Origin of the sequence: Peribacillus aracenensis, from assembly GCF_025175645.1 — a bacterium.
Taxonomy (GTDB): Bacteria; Bacillota; Bacilli; order Bacillales; family DSM-1321; genus Peribacillus; species Peribacillus aracenensis.
This window is the reverse complement of record NZ_JANZMJ010000006.1, coordinates 90035-110544: the sequence shown is the minus strand read 5'-3', so window position 1 is coordinate 110544 and position 20510 is coordinate 90035. Positions and strand designations below refer to the sequence as shown.

Annotated in this window: 24 protein-coding genes, 1 tRNA gene and 1 other annotated feature; of the genes, 24 read left to right on the top strand and 1 reads right to left on the bottom strand. The window is 41.7% G+C overall.

Going from position 1 to position 20510, the window contains the following annotated elements; all coding sequences use genetic code 11:
* Positions 1-39: 39 nt before the first annotated feature.
* Positions 40-510 carry a YslB family protein gene (locus tag N0M92_RS08710; RefSeq protein ID WP_260285353.1) on the bottom strand — a complete coding sequence of 157 codons (471 nt, stop codon included), beginning with the start codon at positions 508-510 and terminating at the stop codon, positions 40-42.
* A 384-nt stretch (positions 511-894) separates the two neighbouring features.
* On the opposite strand from N0M92_RS08710, the gene N0M92_RS08705 reads away from it, so the two are divergent.
* From N0M92_RS08705 to leuB, 24 genes are all read left to right on the top strand, one after another.
* The gene (locus N0M92_RS08705) at positions 895-1503 is read left to right on the top strand and encodes a succinate dehydrogenase cytochrome b558 subunit (protein WP_260285352.1); all 609 of its coding nucleotides are present in this window, start codon (positions 895-897) and stop codon (positions 1501-1503) included.
* A 70-nt stretch (positions 1504-1573) separates the two neighbouring features.
* A complete protein-coding gene (sdhA, locus tag N0M92_RS08700; protein ID WP_260285441.1) occupies positions 1574-3325 on the top strand; it encodes a succinate dehydrogenase flavoprotein subunit in 1752 nt (583 codons plus the stop codon).
* 17 nt (positions 3326-3342) lie between these two features.
* Positions 3343-4116, top strand: a complete 774-nt coding sequence (gene sdhB, locus N0M92_RS08695) for a succinate dehydrogenase iron-sulfur subunit (RefSeq protein WP_034308984.1) — start codon at positions 3343-3345, stop codon at positions 4114-4116.
* Positions 4117-4384: 268 nt separating this feature from the next.
* Positions 4385-4864: an acyl-CoA thioesterase gene (locus N0M92_RS08690; protein WP_260285351.1), complete on the top strand. Its 480-nt coding sequence runs from the start codon at positions 4385-4387 to the stop codon at positions 4862-4864.
* 106 nt (positions 4865-4970) lie between these two features.
* Positions 4971-5195, top strand: coding sequence for a helix-turn-helix domain-containing protein (locus N0M92_RS08685; RefSeq protein WP_028392149.1), 225 nt, complete (start codon positions 4971-4973; stop codon positions 5193-5195).
* A 222-nt stretch (positions 5196-5417) separates the two neighbouring features.
* Positions 5418-5861 carry a MarR family winged helix-turn-helix transcriptional regulator gene (locus N0M92_RS08680; protein ID WP_260285350.1) on the top strand — a complete coding sequence of 148 codons (444 nt, stop codon included), beginning with the start codon at positions 5418-5420 and terminating at the stop codon, positions 5859-5861.
* Positions 5862-5871: 10 nt separating this feature from the next.
* Positions 5872-6675 (top strand): glutamate racemase, encoded by an 804-nt coding sequence (gene racE, locus N0M92_RS08675; protein ID WP_098370035.1) that lies wholly within the window; start codon positions 5872-5874, stop codon positions 6673-6675.
* A gap of 293 nt (positions 6676-6968) precedes the next feature.
* Positions 6969-8048, top strand: a complete 1080-nt coding sequence (locus N0M92_RS08670; protein ID WP_260285349.1) for a GerMN domain-containing protein — start codon at positions 6969-6971, stop codon at positions 8046-8048.
* Between the two features lie 339 nt (positions 8049-8387).
* Complete coding sequence (locus N0M92_RS08665) at positions 8388-8585, top strand: hypothetical protein (protein WP_260285348.1); 198 nt, start codon at positions 8388-8390, stop codon at positions 8583-8585.
* A 266-nt stretch (positions 8586-8851) separates the two neighbouring features.
* Positions 8852-9010, top strand: a complete 159-nt coding sequence (locus N0M92_RS08660; protein WP_260285347.1) for a hypothetical protein — start codon at positions 8852-8854, stop codon at positions 9008-9010.
* 18 nt (positions 9011-9028) lie between these two features.
* On the top strand, positions 9029-9640 hold the full coding sequence (locus N0M92_RS08655) for an XTP/dITP diphosphatase (RefSeq protein ID WP_260285346.1): 612 nt from the start codon (positions 9029-9031) through the stop codon (positions 9638-9640).
* 2 nt (positions 9641-9642) lie between these two features.
* Positions 9643-10155 carry a metallophosphoesterase gene (locus tag N0M92_RS08650; protein ID WP_260285345.1) on the top strand — a complete coding sequence of 171 codons (513 nt, stop codon included), beginning with the start codon at positions 9643-9645 and terminating at the stop codon, positions 10153-10155.
* Positions 10156-10328: 173 nt separating this feature from the next.
* Positions 10329-10402: transfer RNA gene (locus tag N0M92_RS08645), tRNA-Arg, on the top strand.
* Between the two features lie 193 nt (positions 10403-10595).
* Positions 10596-10796, top strand: coding sequence for a hypothetical protein (locus N0M92_RS08640; RefSeq protein ID WP_048688856.1), 201 nt, complete (start codon positions 10596-10598; stop codon positions 10794-10796).
* A 214-nt stretch (positions 10797-11010) separates the two neighbouring features.
* Positions 11011-11766 carry a DUF2087 domain-containing protein gene (locus N0M92_RS08635; protein ID WP_260285344.1) on the top strand — a complete coding sequence of 252 codons (756 nt, stop codon included), beginning with the start codon at positions 11011-11013 and terminating at the stop codon, positions 11764-11766.
* An 18-nt stretch (positions 11767-11784) separates the two neighbouring features.
* Positions 11785-12141: a GIY-YIG nuclease family protein gene (locus N0M92_RS08630; RefSeq protein ID WP_260285343.1), complete on the top strand. Its 357-nt coding sequence runs from the start codon at positions 11785-11787 to the stop codon at positions 12139-12141.
* 328 nt (positions 12142-12469) lie between these two features.
* A complete protein-coding gene (locus N0M92_RS08625; protein WP_179890986.1) occupies positions 12470-12643 on the top strand; it encodes a hypothetical protein in 174 nt (57 codons plus the stop codon).
* 44 nt (positions 12644-12687) lie between these two features.
* The gene (locus N0M92_RS08620; protein WP_260285342.1) at positions 12688-13047 is read left to right on the top strand and encodes a YidH family protein; all 360 of its coding nucleotides are present in this window, start codon (positions 12688-12690) and stop codon (positions 13045-13047) included.
* Positions 13048-13498: 451 nt separating this feature from the next.
* On the top strand, positions 13499-13774 hold the full coding sequence (locus tag N0M92_RS08615; RefSeq protein ID WP_081395481.1) for a GNAT family N-acetyltransferase: 276 nt from the start codon (positions 13499-13501) through the stop codon (positions 13772-13774).
* Between the two features lie 369 nt (positions 13775-14143).
* Positions 14144-14402: a binding site (T-box leader), on the top strand.
* Between the two features lie 115 nt (positions 14403-14517).
* Positions 14518-16233 (top strand): acetolactate synthase large subunit, encoded by a 1716-nt coding sequence (gene ilvB / locus N0M92_RS08610; protein ID WP_260285340.1) that lies wholly within the window; start codon positions 14518-14520, stop codon positions 16231-16233.
* 3 nt (positions 16234-16236) lie between these two features.
* Positions 16237-16749 carry an acetolactate synthase small subunit gene (gene ilvN / locus N0M92_RS08605; protein ID WP_260285339.1) on the top strand — a complete coding sequence of 171 codons (513 nt, stop codon included), beginning with the start codon at positions 16237-16239 and terminating at the stop codon, positions 16747-16749.
* A gap of 55 nt (positions 16750-16804) precedes the next feature.
* Complete coding sequence (gene ilvC, locus N0M92_RS08600; RefSeq protein ID WP_260285338.1) at positions 16805-17833, top strand: ketol-acid reductoisomerase; 1029 nt, start codon at positions 16805-16807, stop codon at positions 17831-17833.
* A complete protein-coding gene (locus tag N0M92_RS08595; RefSeq protein ID WP_260285337.1) occupies positions 17820-19355 on the top strand; it encodes a 2-isopropylmalate synthase in 1536 nt (511 codons plus the stop codon). The genes ilvC and N0M92_RS08595 overlap by 14 nt, the downstream gene beginning before the upstream one ends.
* A gap of 15 nt (positions 19356-19370) precedes the next feature.
* Positions 19371-20483 carry a 3-isopropylmalate dehydrogenase gene (leuB, locus tag N0M92_RS08590; protein WP_192205978.1) on the top strand — a complete coding sequence of 371 codons (1113 nt, stop codon included), beginning with the start codon at positions 19371-19373 and terminating at the stop codon, positions 20481-20483.
* The last annotated feature ends 27 nt before the right edge of the window (positions 20484-20510 follow it).

The following is a 20510-nucleotide window of genomic DNA, read 5'->3' as shown; positions in this document are numbered from 1 at the left end:
GACTTCCGGTAAAAAGGGTAAGTCTGTTTTAAGGGCTCATTAGATTGGATCTCTGGGATCCCATTGGATGGTGAATATCACTTTTTTTGCGCGGCGTTTGATTTCTTCCGTTGATTCGCTGAGGAATTTTTTTTGCAGTGAAAACTGCTCGGCAAGGAAACCGGCTTCAAGCTGGAAGTGACAATCAGGGTGTAAGTCCAGGCGGCGGCTGATTATTTCACCCGTCAGGGATAATTCCATCTCGTGTTTCGTATACTTCAAGATTTCCAGATTGCCCCATCCGGCGCTTTGGAAAAATTCAATAACTTCCTGATCGCCATTCAATGGGAATTTTCTTGCTAATTGTTTACCTGCCCAATAGAGGATTTGATTAGAGTCTTTTCCGAGAATATCGTCCAATAGAACTTCTCTGATTAATTCGTACCCGAAAGCTGGAACTTTGAATTCTTCAGTTTGAATTTCTTCAGTTTGAATCTCTTCTTCTATCGCAGCAGCAATATTTTTTTTCATAATTTATCGCCTCTTTCTGTAAATCTATTATAAACGTATTTCTTTTGCAAATTATACTGTTTTTTATTTATTTAAATAACAAATGGAAAAAAATGATAAATTATAGCGGGATATTAATAGATTAATTTGTAATTTCTCCAAAATATATACTTGATAGATTAAAAATTGACAATTTAATCCAATAAAATCTATTCTGAAAAAGAGATTTCTTGTATCCGTTTTCTTGACGCACATTGAAGTCAGGAGTAAAATGGACATGTCACATAATTGTAAAGGAAGTATAGAGGAGTTTTTTTGACTCTATACTATATTTTCACGCGGAGATAAAAGGTAGCCACCAGATTATCTTTGCATGATTTTTCACAAATTAAGGGGGGGCACTTAGTGGCAAAGAATCGTGAGTTTGGGAATCGCAGGCTTCATTCACTTCTAGGAGTAATTCCAATTGGTCTATTCCTAATTTTTCATTTATCGGTAAACTTTATGGCAACAAAAGGAGAAGAGACTTTTAATGGGGCAGTTCATTTGATTGAATATACGCCCGTAAAGCTTTTGGTTGAATGGGTAGTCATCTATCTACCAATCCTTTTCCATGCTGTATACGGAATTTATATTGCCTTTACAGCAAAAAACAATTTGGGGAGATTTGGCTTCTTCCGTAACTGGATGTTCATGCTGCAACGCTTGACTGGAATCATAACTTTGATCTTCCTTGTTTGGCACATTTGGGAAACTAGAGTCCAAGCAGCTCTAGGGGCAACAGTTGATTTCGATATGATGGCGGAAATTTTCTCTAATCCATTCATGATCGGGTTCTATATTGTCGGTATTATCTCAGCAATTTTCCACTTTGCTAATGGATTATGGTCATTTGCAGTGAGCTGGGGTCTGACAGTTTCACCAAGATCGCAAAGAATCATGACATACTTTACATTGATCGTTTTCGTTCTTCTTTCTTATATCGGAGTTAGCGCAATTTTCGCTTTCGTATAAGAAGATAGAGTTCATTTATAAGTATTAGGAAAAACATAGCTTGGCTAATGGAAATAAGGGAGTGACAGAATTGGGTAAAGGTAAAATAGTTATCGTTGGTGGAGGTCTAGCTGGATTAATGGCTACGATCAAAGCAGCAGAGCTGGGACAACAGGTTGATTTATTTTCTTTAGTGCCTGTTAAACGCTCTCACTCAGTTTGTGCCCAAGGCGGAATTAACGGGGCAGTAAATACAAAAGGTGAAGGGGATTCTCCATACATCCACTTCGACGATACAGTTTATGGCGGAGATTTCTTGGCTAACCAACCGCCGGTTAAAGCGATGTGCGAAGCAGCACCATCGATCATCCACATGTTTGACCGTATGGGTGTAATGTTCAACCGTACTCCGGAAGGTCTTCTTGATTTCCGTCGTTTCGGTGGTACTCAACATAGCCGTACAGCATTCGCTGGTGCAACAACTGGTCAGCAATTACTTTACGCATTGGACGAGCAGGTTCGCCGTTATGAAGTTGAAGGCCTTGTAACGAAATATGAAGGCTGGGAATTCCTTGGAGCTGTTATCGATGATGAGCAAACAGCACGCGGTATCGTAGCTCAAAACCTGACTTCAATGGAAATCAAATCATTCCCTGGCGACGCAGTCATCATGGCGAGCGGCGGCCCTGGAATCATTTTCGGTAAATCAACTAACTCAATGATCAATACAGGATCAGCAGCATCCATCGTTTATCAACAAGGTGTAAATTATGCAAATGGTGAGTTCATTCAAATTCACCCGACAGCAATCCCTGGAGATGATAAGCTTCGTCTAATGAGTGAATCCGCTCGTGGTGAAGGTGGACGTATCTGGACATATAAAGACGGAAAACCTTGGTATTTCCTTGAAGAAAAATATCCTGCTTATGGTAACCTTGTACCTCGTGATATCGCGACGCGTGAAATCTTCGACGTATGTATGAACATGAAGCTTGGTATTAACGGAGAAAACATGGTTTACCTGGATCTTTCTCATAAAGACCCTAAAGAACTTGATATCAAACTTGGCGGAATCATTGAAATTTACGAGAAATTCATGGGTGAAGATCCTCGTAAAGTTCCAATGAAAATTTTCCCTGCCGTTCACTATTCTATGGGCGGACTTTGGGTGGATTATGACCAAATGACTAACATCAAAGGTTTATTCGCTGCAGGTGAGTGTGATTACTCACAACATGGCGGTAACCGTCTTGGTGCGAACTCACTTCTTTCTGCAATCTATGGTGGTTCAGTCGCTGGACCGAATGCCGTTAAATATATTGAAGGCCTTGATAAAACTTCAGAATCCATTCCTTCTTCATTGTATGAAGGGTACGAAAAACAAGAACAGGAGAAATGGAATGAAGTCATGTCTCTTGATGGTAATGAAAACGCGTATGTTCTACACAAAGAACTTGGTGAGTGGATGACACAGCATGTTACTGTAGTTCGTTACAATGACAAGCTGAAAGAAACGGATAACAAGATTCTTGAGCTGATGGAACGTTACAAGAAAATTAACATCAACGACACGGCAAAATGGAGCAACCAAGGAGCTGCCTTCACTAGACAGCTTCAAAACATGATGCAATTAGCTCGTGTAATCACAATTGGTGCTTTAAACCGTGACGAAAGCCGCGGAGCTCATTACAAACCTGATTTCCCAGAACGTAATGATGATAAATTCATGAAAACTACAATGGCGACATTCAAAGGCTTAAATCAAGCACCTGAATTCCATTACGAAGATATTGATGTATCACTTATCGCACCGCGTAAACGTGACTACACAACGAAACACTAAAGAGGGGGAGCAAAAAAATGGTTGAAACTAAATCTGAGACTAAAACAGTCCGTTTTATAATCACTCGTCAAGATACACCGGATTCAGCTCCTTATGATGAGGAATTCGAATTAGCGTACCGCCCGAATATGAACGTAATTTCCGCTCTAATGGAAATTCGTCGTAATCCAGTAACTGTACAAGGCAAGCACACTACAGCAATCGCATGGGACATGAACTGTCTTGAAGAGGTATGTGGTGCTTGTTCAATGGTTATCAATGGTAAACCAAGACAATCATGTACAGCTCTTATCGATCAATTGGAGCAGCCAGTTCGTCTAGCTCCAATGCGTACATTCCCTGTTGTTCGTGACCTGCAAGTCGATCGCAGCCGTATGTTCGACTCATTGAAAAAGGTAAAAGCATGGATTCCTATCGATGGAACGTACAATCTTGGACCAGGACCTCGTATGCCAGAAAAGAAACGCCAATGGGCTTACGAGTTATCTAAATGTATGACTTGCGGTGTTTGTTTGGAAGCTTGTCCGAACGTAAACAGCAATTCAGACTTCATTGGGCCACAACCATTATCGCAAGTTCGTTTATTCAATGCACATCCAACAGGTGCAATGAACAAAGCTGAACGTTTAAATACGATCATGGGTGATGGAGGGCTTGCAAACTGCGGTAACTCGCAAAACTGTGTGCAGTCTTGTCCGAAAGGCATTCCATTGACGACTTCAATTGCCGCGTTGAACCGTGATACTACGATCCAACAATTCCGTAACTTCTTCGGCAGTGATGAAGTTTAATAAGTAACATGAAAGAACCTGTATCATATGATATGGGTTCTTTTTTTTATTGTTTGACGCACGTTGACTTGGTTGGTAATCGATTGCAATATAAACGATTGATAACTGGGATTAAAGTGTAAATGCGGCCCAAGCCAACGGTGAAGGATTTGATTAATGAAGTGAGCTTGATAAAATTAATCTGCTTCAATAGAAAATCCTTTTCATTATCGTTGTTTTCTTATAAAATGAGTGAATAGTCATTCAATTCAGAAAGGGTGTGCACAAATTGGGCAGAATATCATATATCGATAATATAACGGAGTGGATCAATGATTTTTCTTTTAAACATGAGATTAAGGTCCGCTTTTCGGAAACTGATATGTTTGGGCACTTGAATAACACGATTCCTTTTACTTATTTTGAGGAAGCTCGGATTGAGTATTTCAACAGTATGGGGTTCATGAAGGATTGGACCTCGGCTGAATGCGGTGAGATGCCGGTTGTTGCAAATTTACAGTGTGATTACCTGAAGCAGGTGTTTTTCAATGATCATTTGACAATCCATGTGAAAGCTGACCATATCGGAAATTCTTCAGTGGAGTTACATTATATGGGAGCTAAACAAGATGGTTCAATTTGTTTAACGGGCAGGGGGACGATTGTACAAGTCTCAAAGGCCACCGGAAAGCCCGTACCTTGGACGGAAGAGATGAAACGATCGATGTGGCATACAGAGCTGAACAATCCTAAAAATATTTCCATTTAGACAAGTAAAAGAGTCACTCCATTGCCCCAGCCGACATACTATATCTTGACTAAATAGACACCCACTCCGGGTTTTATGCTGGTGAAGGCAAGGAGGGTAACATTACTTGAAGGAGAACGAATTCACTCATAAGCCACTACTCACCAAAAGAGAAAAAGAAGTATTTGAGTTACTAGTACAAGACAAAACAACAAAAGAAATCGCAGGTGAATTGTTTATTAGCGAAAAAACAGTTCGAAACCATATTTCGAATGCGATGCAGAAGCTTGGAGTTAAAGGACGTTCGCAGGCAGTCATAGAACTCCTTCGTATGGGAGAACTTAAGCTTTAATGTGTTAACTCTTAATACGTAAGCCTTATAAATAATTTCTCTCCCGTTTATTGGCAGCATATAAGGAAGGGCAAAGCAACCTGGTTGTTTTGACTTCTTTGGATGCTGCTTATTTTTATGTATGGGGTTTCATAATGCTTCCAGGCAATCAATCTTGAAAATCATTTCACTTTCATCCAAAATGGTAGTATGATAAGTTTCATGAAGTGGGGAGCTGTGTGTATGGATGAAGAGAAGCAGGCGGCAAATGTAGCCGATATCGAGAGGGAATTGCGCTATGTATCGACGTGGCTTAAACAAAGGGGAAGAGAAATTCTCCATGATTATAAAATTACCATTCCTCAATTCGTGGCTTTGCAATGGCTTTTTGAATCAGGCGACATGACGATTGGCGAATTGTCCACAAAGATGTTTCTCGCCTTCAGCACAACGACGGATCTGATTGACCGCATGGAGAAACATCAGCTTGTTCAGCGTGTCAGGGATGAAAAGGACCGGCGTGTGGTTCGAATTCACCTTCTTGAAGAAGGTGAACGGATTATCGAAGAAGTCATTAATAAACGGCAGCAGTACTTGAGTGGCGTGTTAGTCAATTTTAACGAATCTGACATCAGGTCCCTCAAAGGGATTCTAGCAAAACTACATCTAGAAATGAAAGAAAAATGAGGCGAGTTTTTTGAAACAACCGATAGGCATCATTGATTCAGGGGTAGGCGGCTTGACAGTAGCTAAAGAAGTCATGCGTCAGCTTCCAAATGAAAATATAATTTACTTAGGTGATACAGCAAGATGCCCTTATGGGCCGAGGACTAAAAAAGATGTCCAGACCTTCACATGGCAGATGACGAGGTTCTTGATGAAGAAGGATATAAAAATGCTGATCATCGCTTGCAATACGGCGACTGCAGCTGTATTGGATGAGATCAGGGCAATACTTCCGATTCCTGTGTTGGGTGTCATTCATCCAGGGGCAAGGGCGGCATTGAAAGTTTCTGATTCCTTGCATATTGGCGTAATTGGTACGGAAGGCACGGTAAAAAGCAAAGCTTATGACGACGCGCTTGCTTCCATCAATTCCGATGTGAAAGTAGATAGTTTAGCATGCCCGAAATTTGTCCCGATCGTGGAAAGCGGGGAGTTTCAAGGGGGTATCGTCAATAGGGTCGTGGCACAAACCTTGAACCCGTTGAAGAAAACGAAGATCGACACATTGATCCTTGGCTGTACTCATTATCCACTGCTGGGGCCTGTAATCTCTTCCTATATGGGGGACGAAGTGCAAGTCATTTCCTCTGGTGAAGAGACGGCCCGTGAAGCAAGTGTCATTTTGGATTACTATAAATTAATCAATAAAAGCAAGCTCCGTCCAGTTCATCGCTTTTACACGACTGGTTCAAGAGATATGTTTGGTTCCATCGCGTCGAGCTGGCTCGGTATTCATGTCAATGACATCGAAACAATTAAAATTGATCACTTATAAGGCTTCCATTTGGAAGTCTTTTTTTCGGAGGGGAAAATATATTGTTATGTAAATAGCTGCAAGCCAGGATGGATATATCGTTAGAGAAGATGAAGCCTAGATGGACTTTAAGGGATAGAAAGGGAAAGGGGATTCGGTGTTCCAATCAGGGTTTCCTGAAATCCCAATGAAGCTGACAAAAATGCAGCAGTACGGGCAAGTTGCCCAGCTCCATTTCAGTGAGAAAAATAATTGGTCTATTTTCCCCTAGGGCTCGTATAAATAGGAGTACAAACTGTCCTAGGAGTGATTTTATGTCCAATAAATCAAAAGTAACAATGGTTGTGACCATTCTGGCATCTTCTTTTTGGCTCTCGGGCTGCGGATTATTTGGCGGTGAAGAGAAAAAGGAAATTGATCCACCAAAGGATGTTACATTAGTCGAGGATGAATCTTCATTGAAAGAAAAAGAAACGAATGGTGAGGAAAAGCCAGCGGCTGATGGAGAAGAAGGCGCTGTTGAATCGAAAACGGTGAAGACGGAGTTATATTTAATTGATAAAAGCGGGTATGTGGTTCCGCAGACATTGGAACTTCCTAAATCGGAGGCTGTCGCTAAACAGGCCCTTGATTACCTTGTCAGTAACGGACCAGTCACGGATAAACTTCCAAATGGGTTCAGGGCCGTCATTCCTGCCGATACCCAAATAAGCGTGAACATTAAAGACGGAGTGGCTGTGGCGGACTTTTCGCCGGAGTTCAAAAACTATCAGAAAGAGGATGAACTTAAAATCCTTCAGGCCATTACATGGACCCTGACACAATTCGACTCGGTCGATAAAATCCAAATGAGAATCAATGGGGAAGATATTTCCGAAATGCCGGTCAATGGCACACCGATAGATGAAAATATCTCAAGGTCTTCAGGAATCAATATCGATACGAGTGACGTAGTCGACATTTCCAATACAAAAGCACTGACCGTTTATTATGTAGGCGGTGACGAGGAGTACACTTATTATGTTCCGGTGACGCGCAGGATCAGTGAAACGGTGTCTGATAATGTAACAGCCGTCATTAAGGAATTAACGAAGAGTCCTTCGGGTTCCAGCCTGCAAACAGGGTTCATGAGTGATGTAGCTTTACTTGACGAGCCTAAAGTGGCAGAAGGTAAGGTTAGCCTCAACTTTAATGAAAATATCCTTGGAAGCTTTAAAGAGAAAAAGGTATCACAAGAAGTCCTTGATGCCTTGGTTCTTTCTTTAACGGAACAGAAAGGAATTGAAAGCGTTGAAGTACAAGTTCAGGGCAGCGCTGATGTTCTTAATGAAGAAGGAAAGAAATTATCCGAACCAGTGGTACGTCCAGAGAAAGTCAACACTGGCAGTTTTTAAAGAACGGAATAATATTTGAAATATCGCAATGAGGCAGCCTGAAGCTGTCTCTTATTTTTTTGCCTCCAGAATTGAATTACCACCCTTTTAGAGCCCCTGTCGTATAAATCTTAATTATTGCATTAGATGAGAACTAATACCCCTGCCAGCCAATTTTCCGTATCGTGAGAAAGTTTTTACATAAATAAATTTTTAAAAGGGGAAATTACTTTTAATAATGCGATAAATGGGGGGGATTCTGGATCTAAAGGTAATTCAGGCTGTACACATCTATGTTTTAATCATTATGAATACAATATCTTGACCGCATCTCAACGCGATGCTTGGATGAGTGTCATAATGAGTGTCGTTCCTTGTATCGTTTGGACCCTATTTATTTTTTATATTTATAAAAAACTAGATAAAGAAGATATAAACGCTTTTCTAAAAAAATGGTCTACACCTTTAAGTGTTGAAATCATGGACCCCACTGCAAAAATCATCGTGTTGGAACAGGAAAAGAAACCTTTATATGATTTAGAAGTTAGAGCAGTATAGATAACAATGATATGGAAAAAATCGAAAAACGGTAGAAATAAAAGTTAAGGAAGATATTTTGAAGACATTGGAGACAGGGGGGGAATCCATACAGACCTTTTTAACATCAGTGAAGAGGCATACAGAAACCATGTGAATAAGTGGGATAATAAAATTATTAATTCCTTTGATAAGACTTCAATAAATAACATAAAAGTTAATATCCATATTAGTGAAAATTACAAACGTTAGATTACAAGTTTCGGCTTATTGCAGATGAGGGAGTTGTGTTAGACTTAGGTTATCCGGATGATACAGCGGCCTTTTTTATCGTGAAAGGGAGCGCTGAATTCTTCCGTTTGGCACTGGAGAAGAAGTGGCTTTTACATATAACGAGTTACAGCGGATTCTTTCTTAGCCCCAAAAGCTTCATGCCGATAAAATAAAAAAGGGTGAAATGAAAAATGAAGACAGTAATCATTGCAACGAAAAATAAAGGGAAAGCCAATGAGTTCGAAAGCTTATTCTCTGCAAAAGGATATGAAGTCAAAACACTTCTCGATGTACCGGATGCTCCGGATGTTGAGGAAACTGGCACGACTTTTGAAGAAAACGCGATCCTGAAGGCAGAGGCCATTGCCCATCAGCTGGGCCACTTTGTCATTGCTGATGACTCCGGATTGATTGTAGATGCATTGGAGGGCCGTCCTGGCGTATATTCTGCGCGCTATGCTGGAGAGTCCAAGAGCGATGTAGCAAACACGGAAAAAGTCCTCCGGGAGCTGGAAGGCGTACCAAAAGAGGATAGAACGGCGAGATTTTATTGCGCATTGGCACTTGCGTCACCCAACCAGGAAACGATTACGGTATCAGGAACGATGGAAGGCTTGATTACAGAACAGCCTTCTGGAACAAATGGATTCGGTTATGATCCCATCTTTTTTGTTGAGGAACAGGGCAAAACAAACGCCGAATTGACAAAAGGGGAAAAAAACAAAATCAGCCACCGTGCCAACGCATTGAGGGCTCTAGATGAAAAACTTGATCTATTTCTAAAAAGGGAAGAAGGAATGTGACGATGAAAGTGCTAATAATGAGTGACAGTCATGGCTTAACTCATGAAATCAGCATGATTGCCGACCGTCATAAACAAGAGGTTTCTGCCATGATCCATTGCGGTGATTCAGAGTTGGAAAGAAATGACCCTCACATGTCGGAATTCTTAGCCGTTCGTGGGAATTGTGACTATGATTCAACATATCCGAATGATATTGTGGAGAGTATCGCAGGCAAACGTTTCTTCCTTACGCATGGGCACCTCTATAATATAAATATGACCTTGATGAACCTTTCATATAAAAGTGAAGAGACAGGGGCGGATATTATTTGCTTTGGCCATTCCCATGCTGCAGGCTCAGAATTGATTGACGGCAAGCTCTTCATCAACCCGGGAAGCATTAGGCAGCCGCGAGGACGAAAAGAGAAAACCTATGCCATTTTGGATATCGGAAATGACCAACTTGAAATCATCTTTTATGACCTTGAAGGAAAAATCGTTGAGGAACTAAGAAATGCTTATCAAATGGAATGACTTCATGTATAATGAACAGGAAGCGTTTTTCCCCCGCTTCCTGGTTCATAAAAAAAGAAAAAACTTTTTTTGAAAAACCGTTGACTTTCTTTTGATATCCTAATATAATAAGAAGTGTCCTAAGGGAACAGTTAAGGTAATACATAAGTTTTACCGCAACTCATATCATAAACGTCTCAGTAGCTCAGCTGGATAGAGCAACGCCCTTCTAAGGCGTCGGTCGGGAGTTCGAATCTCTCCTGGGACACTAACTAAAAAAGCCAAAACCTTCTAAGGTTTTGGCTTTTTTTACTTTTTTGGGCTGTATAAAATAACGAGGGTAATTTCGATTCGCATCCTTTTATAATGTTCGTATAACGATAAGAAGTTTTTTATTTCATATTTATCGCAGGTGGATGATCCTTTTATGTCGAATTTGTTATAAATAAGGAGATGTTTAAATGAATAAAGATAGATTATTCAAGTTCATTCAAACTTCCACTCGGGGCAATTTTTTCTCAGTCGAAATAACCGAAGATGGAACTGAAGTGGTCCAATTAGCCAAGGAGTTGGAAAAAGAAGGAAGAATCAAGTTGAGGGAATGCACACGTAAAGAGCAAGGTGTTTATCTGGAAGGAATACTTAAGTTTGTGCCTAGCTAATACTTAATGAGCTCTGAGGAGGGGCAAATACTATGCTCCATAGAAAAAGGCATCCGTGATCGGGTGCCTTTTTTTCTATTTCTAATTCAATGTATTGTTTTTATGATTTCACGGTTGCTGGAATTATAAAAAAACAGGAAAAACATTGACATAAAGCAAACAAATTAATATTATGTTTATTATATTATAAACTTTATAGGGAAGTGTTTGTTTTATGAAGGACGCTGAAATGTTTTGGAGCGCGTCGCAGGATGAGCTTAAACAAGGGTATATAGAAGGTGAGAATCAATATGTTTGTTTGCTGTGCGGAAATGCAATTGAAAAGGGGATCGTATACCCGGAAGATGGAGTTCTTTATGAAGCGAAGAGGTATATGGGAATTCATATTGAACATGCACACCGCTCCGTTTTCGATTACTTGATTGATCTCGATAAAAAACTTACAGGTCTCACGGACCATCAAAATCGCCTTCTTCGCCTTTTTTACCAAGGGAAGAATGATGCTGAGGTTCAGGAGGAAATGGGGATTGGGAGTCCTTCCACCATTCGGAACCATCGCTTTGTGTTGAAGGAGAAAGAGCGTCAGGCTAAGTTGTTTTTAGCCCTGATGGAACTTTTGAAAGATAAAGATGAACATGCGCCGGCATTTATCCCGCTTCATCAAAAAGCGAGGATGGTCGATGATCGTTATAACGTTACCGAGGATGAAAAGGTGACTGTACTGAAAAAATACTTCCCTAAAGGCAGTCAGGATACATTAAAGTCTTTCCCGCCAAAGGAAAAACAAAGGCTGATCATTCTCCAAGAAATTATGAACCGTTTTGAAAAAGAGCGGAAATACGAAGAAAAAGAAATCAATCAAATATTGGGTGCCGTTTATCCTGATCATGTTCTATTGAGAAGATATTTAATAGAATATGGATTCTTGGATAGAAAGCCTGATGGGAGCCAATATTGGCTGAAGAAATGATGACTGGAGGCATGAAATATGGATCGTAAAAAAGAATTGAAGCAATTATATAAAGAAACGAAAGTAGAAGCAGGTGTATACCAAATAAGAAATAAGGTAAATAATAAAGTCTTTATCGGAAGCACCAGGAATTTAAAGACGTTGAAGGGGAAACAATTTGAATTGGAAGTCGGAACAAACACGAATAAAGTGCTGCAAGGTGAGTGGAACGAATATGGGAAAGAGGCTTTTTCTTTTGAGGTACTGCAGGTAATGAAACCGAAAGAAACAGGTTTTTTTGATGCTAAACGGGAATTGAAAAAACTTGAAGAAGAATGGCTTGAAAAAATACAGCCATACGAAGAACGGGGATACAATAGAATGAAATCCAACTGACTTGTATGCAGCCTTTAGAGATTCTGGATGATTCCCGGCTCCTGGTGATTGGTGTCCTTTTACACGAATTACTAAACTTGCACAAAGGAACTTCGGGTTTGGGTGGAAAGAAAGTATAAAAGAATACATGGATAAGGATAATAAAAACGGCTGAATTTGGGCGTGTTCAAACAGGGAGTCATTTATGGCTCCTTTTTTGCGTGAAGATATTGAGGGATCTCACTTGTTGTTAGTTTTTAAATGGTTTAAGCTAGTAATGAGGGAACTTTTTAAATAAGGGGAAACCCGTGGGGGACCTTCACTAAATAATTAATTTTAGGAGTTGCGAATGAAAAAAATAGGATGGACGATAACGGGGATAGGGACAATCGTTGCGCTGGGGGCCTTGCTTTATCCTTTGAATGTTATTGATAAAACACTATGTATATATTTATTACTTGGCGGTGCAGGGCTAATGTTTGTCGGGTCTATGATCAGGGCTTTTCGGCTGCTGAAACGGTGATTGATTTTTAAGGTTGATTAAAATCGTGCGATTAAGGTGATGACATGGAGAAAGATCAATTGAAATATGCGCAGCAGCATCTGGCTAATGAACGCACCTTCTTAGCGTGGATAAGAACGGTGATTGCGATAGTGGGGGTTGGTTTTCTAGCGACAAGCCTGCATTTTACGATCGGTGTGCATCGGGATGCCCGGATTGATTTGATCAGTATCGTGCTGGGGATGTTTGCATGTGCATTGGGCTTTGTGATTACAGTTCTGGCGACATTCGGATATCTTCAGAAGAAGCGGCAAATCAATGAAGGAACGTTCCGGCCTTCAAGTGCGCATGTAATTCTAATCGCTGTTTTTATGGTCATATTGTTATCGATGATCATTTTATATTTTGTGTTCATAAAATTTTAAAAACTGCCCTAACCTATATAGGGCAGTTTTTTTAGTATCTCTATTACAAACTTATTCTTACATCGTCACGGGAAGATTTATCCCATTAAGTGAATGCTGTCAAAAAACGAAAGCTTGAAAAACACTGTATTTCATTTTGGGTTTGAAACAGTAATAAAAACCTTTTAAAAGCATTTCATTCAGTATTTTACACGTCAGCCATGGGAAAGCTTAGTTTTCACCGGAAGGGAATATCAGCTGCAAGGAAAAGAACGATCGAGTAATGTCTTTTGCCTTCCTTGAAAAAATATGAACAACCATCATCAGTTTGTGATTAAACTTAACATGGTCAACGCTAGCTTTAAAGCTTTTGGAGGAACTTTACTTTATTCAATTTCGATTACGTTTTAATATTTGTTTAATTTCCGTTTTGTGAGATATGATAAAGAGGAACTATAAGGAGGTCATCAAGATGGTGGATATCAAAAAAGGTGAAAGTTCTTTTTTTGTCGAAGAATCTGGTGAGAAACTAGCGGAAATCACATTCTTTAAATCAGGTGATGATGAAATCACGGTGGATCATACGGTTGTTTCTGACAAGCTTCGCGGGCAAAAGGTAGGAAATGCCCTAGTCGAAAAGGTAATAGGGTTCGCACGGGAGGAAAAACTGAAAATTGTTCCGGTATGTTCTTTCGTTCAAAAACAATTTGAAAAAAATGCAGAATACGAGGATGTATTGGCTAAATGAACCAGAGGGCTGGACCAGGGGATGAGTAATATCACCTGTGTTCAGCCCTCTGTCATTTTTTTAGATGATCTCCACCCCCGCTATTTGGGAAAAATCATTACCGGTGACTGGCATCATGTGGGTAGTGCGAGGATATTTCGGTGGGGAAGTTAAATTTAATGGAATGGTTGATTTTTTAAAAATTAAAAATTGAAAAAACTTTTTTTGTAGAATGTGGTCATGATAGGTATGTAAGCGTATACAACGAATCTTTCAATTTGGAATTATCAAAAAATTTCAAAAAACCTGTTGACTACTACCTTAAATACACGTAAGATAATCACAAATACAAGACATCAAACATAAGCGTTTTGAAAAATGTGAATAATGCGAAAATCATTGAAGAGGATAAGTAGTCTTTTAAAAAGGCAGTCACAGAGAGCCGGGTAGCTGAGAGCCGGTATTGTCCAGAAAGATGAACTCACCTTGGAGTTTCAGCTTGAACGTCTGACTAGTAGGGCTGAACGGGTGCGTACCAGTACCCGTTACCAAAACAGAGAATAGTGTATGCTATTCAAAGTGCGCATGGAGTTTCATGCGAAAAAGGGTGGTACCGTGGAGTGGCTCATCAAGCCTTTTCACCCCTTTAACTTGCCGAGTGCAAGTACATTTGGGGTGAAAAGGCTTTTTTGTATGCTTAAAAAGCAGAAAATTCTGAATCTTAGGAAAACGTTTAGTGGAAAAGTGAAGGAGGTTTTTACGAAATGACACAAAAGTCAGTTGTTGCTGATCGGAAGAGTGGAAAGACACATTATAGTGGAGCCGAATTTCTGCTGGATGCATTGAAAAAGGAAAATGTTGAAGTCATCTTTGGTTATCCGGGTGGATCTGTATTGCCGATTTATGACAAGCTTTACAGTTCAGAACTTTTTCATATTTTGACAAGGCACGAACAAGGTGCGATTCATGCAGCGGAAGGATACGCCAGGATTACCGGCAAGCCGGGGGTGGTCATAGTCACATCCGGTCCAGGGGCAACGAACATTGTCACCGGTTTGGCCGATGCGATGATTGACTCTTTACCGCTTGTGGTAATTTCGGGTCAGGTTGCTACCAGTGTAATTGGTTCGGATGCTTTCCAGGAAGCTGATGTACTGGGGATTACTACCCCGATTACAAAACATAACTATCAGGTGAGGAAGCCGGAAGACCTTCCGCGCATTATAAAAGAAGCTTTTTATATCGCTTCAAGCGGCCGCCCCGGCCCAGTATTAATCGATATACCTAAGGATATGGCCATTATACAAGGTGAATCGACGGATAAGGAGCCAGAAATGGATCTCCCTGGCTATCAGCCGACGACCAAGCCTAATTACTTACAGATCAGAAAGCTTGTTGAAGCCGTAAGCGGAGCGAAAAGACCGGTCATTCTTGCAGGGGCAGGAGTCCTGCATGCAAAGGCCTCCCATCTATTAAAGGAATATGTCGAGCAGCAAGGCATTCCCGTCGTCCATACTTTATTGGGTCTTGGAGGCTTTCCGGCGGAACATCCTCTCTTTATCGGAATGGGTGGTATGCATGGCTGCTATGCAGCAAACATGGCGTTATCGAAATGTGACCTATTAATCAATATCGGTGCCCGGTTCGATGATCGATTGACTGGGAATCTGGCGAAATTCGCACAGCATGCAACTGTGGCCCATATCGATATTGATCCAGCGGAAATCGGTAAAAATGTGCAGACAAAAATTCCGGTCGTCGGAAGTGCCAAGGAAGCACTGGCGGAGTTGATTGCGCAAAATGGCAAGAAACCGGAAATTGATGTATGGACAACGCAGCTGACGGCATGGAATGAAGAGTTCCCATTGCGTTATACACATGAAGAAGGCGTACTGAAACCTCAGCGTGTCATCCAGATGCTTCATGAAAAAACGAATGGGGAGGCCATTGTTACGACGGATGTTGGACAGCATCAAATGTGGGCAGCACAATACTATCCGTTTAACAAACCGAATTCATGGGTCACTTCCGGTGGATTGGGGACGATGGGCTTTGGCTTACCTTCGGCTCTCGGAGCGCAATTGGCGAATCCGAAAGCGACGGTGCTTTCCATTTCGGGTGATGGTGGATTCCAGATGTGCCTGCAGGAACTTTCGGTCATTGCCGAAATGAATCTGCCGATCAAGATCATCATCGTCAACAACGGGGCACTCGGGATGGTAAGACAGTGGCAGGAACTCTTTCATGATAACCGTTTCTCACACAGTATTTTTCAATCGCATCCGGATTTCGTGAAATTGGCCGATGCTTATGGAATACCAGGATACAAAGTGACGACGGAGGAAGAGGCAAGCAACTGCCTGGATGCAGCGTTAAAGACTGATGGTCCAGTGTTGATTGATTTCCGTGTAAAACAAAACGAAAATGTCTTCCCGATGGTAGCACAAGGAAAAGGGCTTGATGAAATGGAAGGAGTTTAATCAATGAAGGGAATTCTTAGCCTAACCGTGAACAACCGGCCAGGCGTCCTGAATCGGATTACGAACCTGTTCACGAAAAGAAATTATAACATTGAAAGCATGACTGTCGGACCCTCCGAACAGAATGGCATTTCAAGGATGACCTTCGTGGTCGATGTTGATGATGAAGCTGTCATTGAACAGATCACCAAGCAATTGAATAAGCAGGTCGATGTTTTGAAAGTATTTGATATTACGAATCAATCGATTGTGGCGAGGGAACTGGCACTCATTAAAATATTGGTGACCACACAAACCCGAGCCGAGATTTATTCAGTCATCGAACCCTTCCGAGCGTCAGTTATAGATGTCAGTAAAGATAGCCTGACAGTTCAAATCACTGGGGAATCGGATAAAATCGAAGCCTTCATTGAACTGATCAAGCCATATGGCATCAAGGAATTGGCAAGGACAGGGACAGCCGCCATCCCGCGTGGAATGCAAATTGCACACGCTAAGAGTGCGACAATCGTATAAACCAAAAACAAAAAAACAAAACAAAAACAAAGATGAAAAGGGAGATGTAATTATTATGGCAAAAGTATATTATAACGCAGAAGCAAACGAGAATTTTTTCAACAATAAAAAGGTAGCGGTAATCGGATATGGTTCACAAGGACACGCACACGCACAAAACCTACGTGACAGCGGTGTAGATGTAATCATCGGAATCAGGAAAGGCAAATCATTCGATAAAGCGGTGGAAGACGGCTTTAATGTTTACACAGTGAAAGAAGCAGCTGAACAGGCAGACGTAATCATGAACCTATTACCGGATGAAACTCAGCCGAAAGTATACCAAAAAGAAATCAAACCGGTATTGCGTGCGGGGCAAGCGTTAATGTTCGCACACGGATTCAACGTCCATTTCAATCAAATCGTTCCCCCGGCAGACGTGGATGTATTATTAGTCGCTCCAAAAGGTCCGGGACATCTTGTTCGCCGTACATATGAACAAGGTGCAGGGGTGCCGGCATTATTCGCCATCTATCAAAATGTAACGGGTGAAGCAAGGGAATTGGCACTTGCGTACGCTCGGGGAATCGGTTCATTAAGAGCTGGCGGTTTGGAAACCACTTTCCAGGAAGAAACGGAAACGGATCTATTTGGAGAGCAGGCAGTACTTTGCGGCGGATTGACTGCCCTTGTGAAAGCTGGATTCGAAACCTTGACAGAAGCTGGATATCAACCGGAAGTAGCATATTTCGAGTGTTTACATGAACTTAAATTAATCATCGACCTTATGTATGAAGGCGGAATGGAAAACATGCGCTATTCCATTTCTGACACAGCTCAATGGGGAGATTTCGTTTCTGGACCACGCGTTGTGACGGAAACTACGAAAGAGTCAATGAAAGCGATCTTGAAAGACATCCAAGACGGTGAGTTCGCTAAGGGATGGATCTTGGAGAACCAAGCGAATCGTCCAGTTTTCAATGCGATCAATAATCGTGAAAACCAACATCAAATCGAAGTGGTTGGCCGTGAGTTAAGAAAAATGATGCCATTCGTGAAACCTCAACAACAAGAGAAAGAAGTGGTAGCCGTTGCGAAAAATTAATATATTTGAAACTACACTTCGAGATGGGGAGCAATCAGCCGGTGTAAATTTGAATTTTACCGAGAAACTTGAAATTGCTTATCAGCTTGAAAGATTGGGTGTTGATATTATCGAAGCCGGTTTTCCGGCAGCATCCAAAGGGGATTTCAACTCCGTACAGGAAATCGCGCGCAAAATCAAAAACAGCTCTGTCACAGGGCTGGCGCGTGCTGTAAAAGGTGATATTGATGCAGCTTGGGATTCATTAAGGGGCGGCGCAGAACCAAGATTGCATACGTTCATCGCCACTTCGCCCATTCATCGTGAATATAAGTTGAAAATGTCGAAGCAGCAAGTGATTGAAAGGGCGGTAGAAATGGTTAAGTACGGGGCAGCGCGTTTTCCGATCGTGCAATGGTCTGCAGAAGATGCAAGCCGTACAGAACTTGACTATTTGGCTGAAATCGTTGAAGCGGTCATTCAAGCTGGTGCCAAGGTCATTAACATCCCGGATACTGTAGGGTATGCAGCTCCAATCGAATACGGAAACATTTTCAGGTACCTTCGTGAACATGTTCCTTCTATTGATAAAGTTAGTTTATCCGCACACTGCCACGACGATCTTGGAATGGCGACAGCCAATTCATTGGCTGCCATCGAAGGAGGGGCTACGCAAGTCGAAGGGACAATCAACGGAATCGGAGAACGTGCCGGAAATGTGGCCCTTGAAGAAGTGGCGATGGCACTCTACATCCGTAAAGATTTCTATCAAGCGGGAACGGATCTTGTACTGAATGAAATTAAAAGGACCAGTGACTTGGTCAGCCGCCTTACGGGAATGCAAGTTCCAGCTAATAAAGCCATTATTGGTGCCAATGCATACGCGCATGAATCTGGCATTCACCAGGATGGCGTGTTAAAAGAAAAAACGACGTACGAAATCATATCACCTGAACTCGTCGGTGTTTCGTCCAATTCACTCGTTTTAGGAAAGCATTCAGGACGCCATGCTTTCAAAGAAAGATTACAAGAGTTGAATTTTACGGTAACGGATGAGGAAATGAACTCGTTATTCGTCCAATTCAAGGAATTGGCCGATAATAAAAAGACGATGACGGATGAAGATATCGTTGCACTGGTGCTTGAAGAGAAAGCGACGGATATCAGTTTTTATGACATGGTTGCCTTACAGATTTCCCACGGTACCCATCAGACGGCGACTGCGACGGTCACGCTGAAAAAAGGCGATAATGAAGAGATTCAGGAAGCGGCTACAGGTGCGGGAAGTGTAGAAGCCCTATATAACACGCTTGAAAGATGTTTGGGCAGCGAGATCAGCTTGCTGGACTATCGAATTCAATCGGTCGGGGGCGGAATGGATGCCCTTGCCCAGGTTTTTGTGAAAATTGATTATAACGGAGTGGAAACAAGCGGCCGCGGTCTTGATCAGGACGTCTTGGAAGCATCCGCCAAAGCATATTTGAATGCTGTGAACCGTGTGATCATCATGAAGGAACTAGAAGAAAAAGCAGTATTACTATAGGAAGGGGAGATTTCGATGAAAAGGAATATTGCGGTGCTTCAAGGAGATGGCATCGGGAAAGAAGTAACAAGAGGCGCTGTAGAAATCCTCGAAGCCGTTGCCCAAAGATATGGACACGATTTTGAATTTCAATATGGTGAGATTGGCGGCGGGGCCATCGATAACACAGGTTCACCCCTGCCGGATGAAACAGTGGAGATTTGTAAAAACAGCGATGCGGTATTATTAGGGGCCGTTGGAGGGCCTAAGTGGGATGACCAGCCTGCGCACCTAAGACCGGAACGAGGTTTGCTGAAAATCCGAAAAGATTTGAATCTTTATGCCAACATCCGTCCAATCAGCTATTATTCCAGCTTGTCGGGATCTTCTCCTCTTAAAAAGGAATTCATTGAAGATGTGGATTTCGTGATTGTCAGGGAACTAACTGGCGGCCTTTATTTCGGAAAGCCAAGTGAGCGCGTTGAAAAAGAGGGGAAAGAGGCAGTCGTCGATACCCTTTTCTATCAGAAAAGCGAAATGAAGCGCATCATTGAACTTGCTTTTGCATTAGCATCGGATCGCAAGAAAAAAGTAACATCCGTGGATAAAGCGAATGTTCTTGAATCCAGCAGGATGTGGCGTGAGACCGCTGAAGAAATTGCCAAGGACTATCCGGATGTAACCCTTGAACATATGCTTGTTGATAATGCAGCCATGCAATTGATCAAAAACCCGAAACAATTTGATATTATCGTGACGGAGAATATGTTCGGCGATATTTTAAGCGATGAAGCTTCGGTATTGACTGGCTCGCTTGGAATGCTTCCTTCCGCCTCCATTTCAACAAAAGGGCCAAATCTATATGAACCGATTCATGGCTCTGCCCCGGATATCGCGGGAAAAAATCTGGCCAATCCGATTGGGACGATTTTATCGGCGGCTTCCATGCTGCGTCTATCCTTTGGTTTGGAAGATGAAGCGAAAGCCGTTGAGCAGGCGGTGGAAAGGGTCCTTGAATATGGCTTGAGAACAGGCGATATCGCAAATGGCCAACCGAATATTACGTCTACTTCAGAAATGATTGCAGAAATTAAAGCAAATCTTTTAGACCAGGAAGCCATTTCCAACATCATGGGAGCTTACGCATAAACTTCTTTCACGGCCTAACATTAGGCC

Excerpts from the sequence above, each read along its gene's own strand:
- N0M92_RS08710 (WP_260285353.1), bottom strand. The coding sequence starts at position 510 with ATGAAAAAAAATATTGCTGCTGCGATAGAAGAAGAGATTCAAACTGAA.
- sdhB (WP_034308984.1), top strand. The coding sequence starts at position 3,343 with ATGGTTGAAACTAAATCTGAGACTAAAACAGTCCGTTTTATAATCACT.
- N0M92_RS08680 (WP_260285350.1), top strand. The coding sequence starts at position 5,418 with ATGGATGAAGAGAAGCAGGCGGCAAATGTAGCCGATATCGAGAGGGAA.
- N0M92_RS08670 (WP_260285349.1), top strand. The coding sequence starts at position 6,969 with ATGTCCAATAAATCAAAAGTAACAATGGTTGTGACCATTCTGGCATCT.
- N0M92_RS08665 (WP_260285348.1), top strand. The coding sequence starts at position 8,388 with ATGAGTGTCGTTCCTTGTATCGTTTGGACCCTATTTATTTTTTATATT.
- N0M92_RS08655 (WP_260285346.1), top strand. The coding sequence starts at position 9,029 with ATGAAGACAGTAATCATTGCAACGAAAAATAAAGGGAAAGCCAATGAG.
- N0M92_RS08650 (WP_260285345.1), top strand. The coding sequence starts at position 9,643 with ATGAAAGTGCTAATAATGAGTGACAGTCATGGCTTAACTCATGAAATC.
- N0M92_RS08640 (WP_048688856.1), top strand. The coding sequence starts at position 10,596 with ATGAATAAAGATAGATTATTCAAGTTCATTCAAACTTCCACTCGGGGC.
- N0M92_RS08635 (WP_260285344.1), top strand. The coding sequence starts at position 11,011 with ATGAAGGACGCTGAAATGTTTTGGAGCGCGTCGCAGGATGAGCTTAAA.
- N0M92_RS08630 (WP_260285343.1), top strand. The coding sequence starts at position 11,785 with ATGGATCGTAAAAAAGAATTGAAGCAATTATATAAAGAAACGAAAGTA.
- N0M92_RS08625 (WP_179890986.1), top strand. The coding sequence starts at position 12,470 with ATGAAAAAAATAGGATGGACGATAACGGGGATAGGGACAATCGTTGCG.
- N0M92_RS08620 (WP_260285342.1), top strand. The coding sequence starts at position 12,688 with ATGGAGAAAGATCAATTGAAATATGCGCAGCAGCATCTGGCTAATGAA.
- N0M92_RS08615 (WP_081395481.1), top strand. The coding sequence starts at position 13,499 with ATGGTGGATATCAAAAAAGGTGAAAGTTCTTTTTTTGTCGAAGAATCT.
- ilvB (WP_260285340.1), top strand. The coding sequence starts at position 14,518 with ATGACACAAAAGTCAGTTGTTGCTGATCGGAAGAGTGGAAAGACACAT.
- ilvN (WP_260285339.1), top strand. The coding sequence starts at position 16,237 with ATGAAGGGAATTCTTAGCCTAACCGTGAACAACCGGCCAGGCGTCCTG.
- ilvC (WP_260285338.1), top strand. The coding sequence starts at position 16,805 with ATGGCAAAAGTATATTATAACGCAGAAGCAAACGAGAATTTTTTCAAC.
- leuB (WP_192205978.1), top strand. The coding sequence starts at position 19,371 with ATGAAAAGGAATATTGCGGTGCTTCAAGGAGATGGCATCGGGAAAGAA.